This window comes from Streptomyces sp. KL116D, assembly GCF_030766975.1.
Classification (GTDB): Bacteria; Actinomycetota; Actinomycetes; order Streptomycetales; family Streptomycetaceae; genus Streptomyces; species Streptomyces longispororuber_A.
The window spans coordinates 39035-45053 of sequence record NZ_JASERH010000053.1; the positions used below are offsets into that span (position 1 = coordinate 39035).

The following is a 6019-nucleotide window of genomic DNA, read 5'->3' on the forward strand; positions in this document are numbered from 1 at the left end:
GGGAGGCGCAGCAGCTTTTTCCTCGCCGAGCGCGGCTACCGCGCCATCGCCCACGACCGCCGCGGCCACGGCCGGTCCACGCAGAGCTTGGCACGGCAACGAGATGGACACCTACGCCGACGACCTCGCCGCCCTCCTGGACCACCTCGACCTCCGGGAAGTGACCTGGTCGGCTTCTCCACGGGCGGCGGCGAGATCACCCGCTACATCGGCCGCCACGGCACCGCCCGCGTCGCCCAGGCCGTACTGGTGGCCGCGGTGCCGCCCCTGATGGTGCGCCGGGACGACAATCCGGACGGAGTGCCTGTGCAGGTCTTCGACGACCTGCGCTCGGGCTCGCTCGCCGACCGCTCCCAGCTCTACAAGGACCTCGCCGACGGCCCGTTCTTCAACCACCCCACCCAACCCGTCTCCCAGGGCGTGCGCGACGCCTTCTGGCTGCAGTCGATGGCCGCCGGGCACCGCAACGCCCACGAGTCCATCGCCGCGTTCTCCGCCACCGACTTCCGCGCGGACCTGGCCCGCTTCGACGTGCCGACCCTGGTGATCCACGGTGACGCCGACCAGGTCGTACCGTTCGAGGTCGGCGGCAAGGCGTCGGCCGCGCTGGTCCAAGGACGCCGAGCTGCTGGTCTACCCGGACGCGCCTCACGGTCTGACCGACACCCACAAGCAGACCCTCGGCGAGGACCTGTACGCCTTCCTGGAGAGGTACGGCAAATGAGCACCATCGTGCTGATCCACGGACTGTGGGTGACACCGCGCAGCTGGGAGCACTGGGTCACGTACTACGAGGCCCAGGGACACACGGTGCTCGCACCGGCCTACCCCGGCTTCGACGTCGAGGTGGAAGCACTGCGGGCCGACACCTCACCCATCGCGTCGCTGACCGTGCCCGAGACCGTCGCCCATCTGGAGAAGGTGATCACCGCACTGCCGGAGAAGCCGATCCTCGTCGGCCACTCCTTCGGCGGAGTGCTCACCCAACTCCTTCTCGACCGGGGCCACGGCGCGGCGGGGGTCGTCATCGACTCGGCCCCGCCGGAAGGCATCCGGGTCAACCCGCCCTCGCAGCTCCGCTCCTCTTCCCCATCTTCAACAACCCGGCCAAGCGCCACAGGGCGGCGGGCTTCACGAGCAGTTCCACTACGCCTTCACCAACACCCTCCCCGAGGACGAGGCCAGGGCCGCCTACGACCGGTACGCCATCGCGGCGCCGGGAAGCTGGGTGTGGACGTACGGGCTGATCGCCAACCTCACCCCGGCAGGCGGGAGACCTGGGTCGACTCACAACCCCGACCGGGCCCCGCTGCTCTTCATCGCCGGCGGGCGCGACCACATCATGCCGCCCTCGGTGAACAAGTCCAACCGCCGCCACTACAAGGCGCCGGGAACCCGTCACCGACTACCACGAGGTTCGAACGGTCCCACTGGGACGTGCGGAGCCAGGCTGGGAAGAAGTCGCCGACTACGCGCTCGAGTGGGCACTGCGCCACGCAGAAAGCCTGATCAGCCGTCGTCGGTGCGGACGTACGGATCGCCGTTGCGCCGGCGGGGGCGTAGATCGAGGCTCTGGCCCTGGAGGCCGAGCGGACCCTCGGCCCGCCTCGCCGGCCTACTCGACATCCGACGAAAGCCTTGCACCAGGCCTGGTTCAGCGCGGTGCCCTCAGAGTCACCCTCTGGACCGGCCTGTACGGCCCGAGACACCTGGTGACCCCGTGCGCCCAGGCTTGGCATCAATGCCGGTACACCACACCGGACATCACCACGGCCCGGCACCACACCCTGAACGAGGAAGGAAGAAGAACCATGTCTCCTGTCAGCAATCGTCTCGCCGTCTCTGCCCACCGCCACCGCAGACGCCCTCCAGGGCACCCTGGTAGATCTGCTCGACCTGTCCCTGCTCGCCAAGCAGGCACACTGGAACCTCTTACGGCCCACAGTTCCGCTCACTTCACCTCCAGTTCGACGAAGTCGTCACCATCGTCCGTGCACAGGCAGACGAGGTCGCCGAACGCGCCTCAACCATCGGGGGCGAGCCCGGACGGACAGGCGGCGACCATCGCCTCCAGCAGCAGCCTCCCTCCTTCACCCCGGGCCGGATCAAAGGACACCGAAGCCGTCACGACGCTGATGTCCGCCATGTCGACCATCATCAAGCGCATGCATGACCGCACCCAAGTCACCGGCAGCACCGACCCGGTCACGCAGGACCTTCTCGTCGGCATCACCGGCACCCTGGAGAAGCAGTACTGGATGCTCGGGCTGGAACGGACAACTGAGAGTCACGACCCGAGCCGCGACGCCAGCCTTCGCACCGCCCCAGCTGGCCCTCCAGCGTCCCGATGAGCTGCGGCACGGCCAAGACACGAAGAACCACGCAGCCGGCAACACGCCACAGCTTCCTGCTGCCCGGCCCCTACAGGAAAACCGGTGACCGGTCCGATAGCCGTGGGACTCACGGCACCCACGTCCCGAGCTCAACCGGTGAGGTCTTGGCGAGCCGACCCGAAACGCCCGGGTCAACTACCCACGCCCACTCGGCGAATGGATCAGAACCGCAGCTGGATCTGGCGCTCGGCAACGCGGACTCGCAGCGTACGCTGCGGCGGTGTTCGCAGCGCCTGATCAGGTATTGCGCCCCTCTGACCTGAACAGCGGGCGGTTGTTGCCTCGGCGGATGCGAGGCGTTCGCCGAGAACGGCGCGCTGCCGCTCGGTCAGGGTCAGGCACGATCGCGGTTCCTGTCGGGCCTGGCGCCGCAGCTCCACGCGAGTGCCGGCCGGGAGTCCGGCCGCCCCCAGTGCGGTCCGATCTTGTGACTGAGCGCGATAGTTGGCCCTGGAGCGCGCTCCTTTGTCCTTGTGTGCGATGGACGGCCCGCGCGCGTGGGGGCAGGGGCCGATGCCGGGTTGGGTTTTGGGTTCACGATGGTGCGCGGTGCGCGGCGTGGAGCTCGCTGGCTGTCAGCTGGTTGGTTTCTGCGTCGTCCGGAGATTGCGCATGGTCGGACCTCTGTGGATCTCGATGTGGGGTGTGGGTTGTGGGGAGACTGGCGGACCGATCCGGCGTTCGCGATGTGTCGGGCTCTTGTGGACGGGGCGGATCTGGCCTTCGTTCGTTGGAGGCCCGTTCGAGTCCGGGCGGTGGCGGCGACTGTCCGCCCTGGGATCGTCGGCCGACCCGTCCTCGACGAACTTCCTGGGGAACTTCCCGCATGGCGAGCAGGCCCGGGATGCTGTTCGGCTGTTGTGCACGGGCGACACGTCCGCACGTCATGCGTTGGGTGTTTGCTGGTCGGTATGTGTGCCGACGACAGCCGGGCCGCGGCAGCCTCGCTGTCCCGTTCCTGATCGGGATCGCCACTGACCCCCGCCATCCGCACCGCGCGCGGACGCCCTCGGCAGTCTCGTCGCCCCGGCCCGCGCCCGTCACTTTGGTCGTTGCCGCCCGCGACGAACTCCTCGTCCACCGCTCTGTTTCCCGACGCGAGGGCTACGACGACTACGGCGTCGAGGTGACCGGCTACCCGGCGGGCTGGTCGGTTGCGGCCGCACGAGCCTCGATCACTGCCGGAGCCGGCCTGCTCCTTCCCCTGATCAACGACTGCGACCCCGCCGTGCGCATCAACGCCTCCTACGCTTTCGCCACCGCGGGCCGACCCCGGCCGTAGGGTCCGCAGCGCCTTTGCTGCCCAGTTCGCCAAGCGAACAGGACCCCATCGCCTTGGCCGCCCTGGTCTTCGCTACCGCCGAGATCACACGTGCCCATCCGCACCAGCTGGACACCGCGTGGTTCCGAGGGCTGTGGCAGGACCGGGCGCAGGTCCCTGAAGCCCGCCTCGCGGCCGCGATCGGCTGGCTGAGCCTCACCGACGAGCCTGCTCCCGACCTCCTGCACACGACAGTGAACACCCTGGCCACCGAAGAACGCGCCCGCGCCATGGATGCCCTGCCGTGGATGACTGCGGTCGGTTGCGGCGAGCCGGGGCTGCTGCGCTGCGTCCGCAGGGATGCTCCACCCAGAAGAGCCCGAACCGGACGACGACCCTTGACCCCCATCGTCGTGAACATCGAGCGGTCGGCCCTGGCCGAGGTCGCTGCATGCACCTACCTGCGCTCTATGCATCCCAGTTGTCCGTCGGGCCATCTACGGCGCTCAGTCACAGACCGGCCCGGACGTGCCCAGCCGAACCAAATGGCCTCACAGGCAGTCGCATCCTGTGGAGTAGAGCAGCAGGAAGAGGGCCGTCATGGCGGTCATGGTGAAACCGACAGCGGTCAGGGCGGCGAGGCCCCCGACGGCGCCCCCTTCGCGGGGGGTGCGGAAGGTCTGCCAGGCGCCGTGGGCGAGGAGGAGGCTGAGCAGTCCAGCCCCCGCGGTGGTGAAGCGCGGGGCTGAGGGACCAGCTCAGGTGGGCGATCAGAGCCAGGCAGCCGACCAGGGCACAGGCGAGCAGGCTGAGGATCACCTCGGCGACGGCTTCTCCCAGTGTCTCGACCAGGAAGCCGCCGACGCCTTTCACTGCCCCAGTGACCCCATGACGCTCCTCCCTCTTGCGTTGCCCCGAGCGGGACCCTGGTACGGAGGACCCCGCCGAACCGGAATGCTGCCGGGGTGCTCAAGACGGCTCGCGGCACACCGTTACCCTGACGAAGTGGTCAAAGAGGCACCCCTCGGCGGCCGTAGGGCGGGTTTCGCTCCCGAGGCCGGTTCCCTCCTCGCTGGTCGGCCTGGCCTCATCTGTCGCAGGATCGACCGCAGATTCGCACTGATGCCGAGGAGTTCGCTGGATGCGTCCGCCGCTGAGGCACACAACCGATCATCATCAAGCTGGGCCCTCGCCGTCGCGGTTTCCACCTGACGCCTCGGCGGACTCTCAGGGTGTCGGCACGACGACGGTGGCGGGGCAGGTGTGCGACCTGCTCGGCGCCTGCCTCCCATACCGTGCACGGCCGTTGCCGAGCCGTCCGACAGTCCGCAGGGACGGATGCTCCGCGAGAATCCGGACCGTTTCGCAGCCTGCGGCTGGCGGAGCGGCTGGCGGCAGACCGGCACGACCAGGAGCGTGCCGTCGTGCGCCCGGCCCTGGCGCGTGGCCGGACCGTGGTGAGCGACGGTCACATCGCGTCGTGTCTGGTCTATGAGCGCATCGATGCGGCCAACTTGGGAGACCTGTGGCGGATCCGCGAGCCCTGGCTCGTGCCGGATCTCTGTGGGTCCTGAAGGCTGAGGTGCCGGTGCTCGCGGTACGGCGAAGACGCGCTGGCACTGCGCAGACCTACTTGGACGTGCTGGGCAACCACACCCACATGGAAACCGTGTACTTCCACGATGCGGTCGAGTGGTTACGGCTCAAGCGGATCCCGGTCATGGTCATCGACACCTCCGTCATGACCCCGGACGGGTGGCTGCCCGCATCGTCATGGAAGTCGCCAGCGCGGTAACCCGGAGAGACGTCTATGCGCCCGGCCGTCTCGTCTCTGCGGGGCCGCATGAGATCGGCTCTAGGCCACGACCGGGGGCTTTCCTGCTGACTCCTGGGAAGGCCGGCGACGCCGCCTCGGCGTGCGCCCCGACCGCTCTTCGCTGCCGAGGCTGGACGGCCCGAAGGTGCCCCAACCGAACTTGAACTGACGCCCAGTCAACCGTTCTCTGCATCGAGCAATGCGTTCAGAGCCCCAAAGAACAAGGCAGCAGGATCGGCCGTTACGTCATCTGGCAGAACAAGCACGCCGCCGACGCACGCCTTCGCGCGGTCGTGAACAGGGCGAACGTTGCCTGATGTTAGGAACGGTCGGAGGCACGGGCTGGGTGTTCTTTGAGGAAAGCGCCCGCATGGGCTGCGGCTGGCGCGGTCGCGTAGCGCGGTCTCATCGGTGACCGAGGCGGATGTTCCATCCAGCGCCCACGCCTGTCCAACTCCAATCACCGGTTAGCGGCGCACGAAAACGCGAAAGCGTTTCACGATAAATGCGAAACGGTTAAACACCCATTCCATCTGAACGAAGTACAAC

The 6019-nt window shown here is 68.2% G+C and carries 4 protein-coding genes and 2 pseudogenes; all 6 read left to right on the plus strand.

Annotated elements, in window-relative coordinates; all coding sequences use genetic code 11:
- Positions 1–45: 45 nt before the first annotated feature.
- Positions 46–1509, plus strand: a complete 1464-nt coding sequence (locus RBJ77_RS21405; protein WP_372346521.1) for an alpha/beta fold hydrolase — start codon at positions 46–48, stop codon at positions 1507–1509.
- Positions 1510–1818: 309 nt separating this feature from the next.
- Positions 1819–2273, plus strand: a pseudogene (locus RBJ77_RS21410) (DNA starvation/stationary phase protection protein); the annotation flags it as partial.
- 1165 nt (positions 2274–3438) lie between these two features.
- Positions 3439–3675 (plus strand): hypothetical protein, encoded by a 237-nt coding sequence (locus RBJ77_RS21415; protein ID WP_372346515.1) that lies wholly within the window; start codon positions 3439–3441, stop codon positions 3673–3675.
- A 53-nt stretch (positions 3676–3728) separates the two neighbouring features.
- On the plus strand, positions 3729–4403 hold the full coding sequence (locus RBJ77_RS21420) for a hypothetical protein (RefSeq protein WP_372346516.1): 675 nt from the start codon (positions 3729–3731) through the stop codon (positions 4401–4403).
- Between the two features lie 890 nt (positions 4404–5293).
- Positions 5294–5449 carry a hypothetical protein gene (locus RBJ77_RS21425; protein WP_372346517.1) on the plus strand — a complete coding sequence of 52 codons (156 nt, stop codon included), beginning with the start codon at positions 5294–5296 and terminating at the stop codon, positions 5447–5449.
- A 230-nt stretch (positions 5450–5679) separates the two neighbouring features.
- Positions 5680–5787, plus strand: a pseudogene (locus RBJ77_RS21430) (transposase); the annotation flags it as partial.
- Positions 5788–6019: the final 232 nt, after the last annotated feature.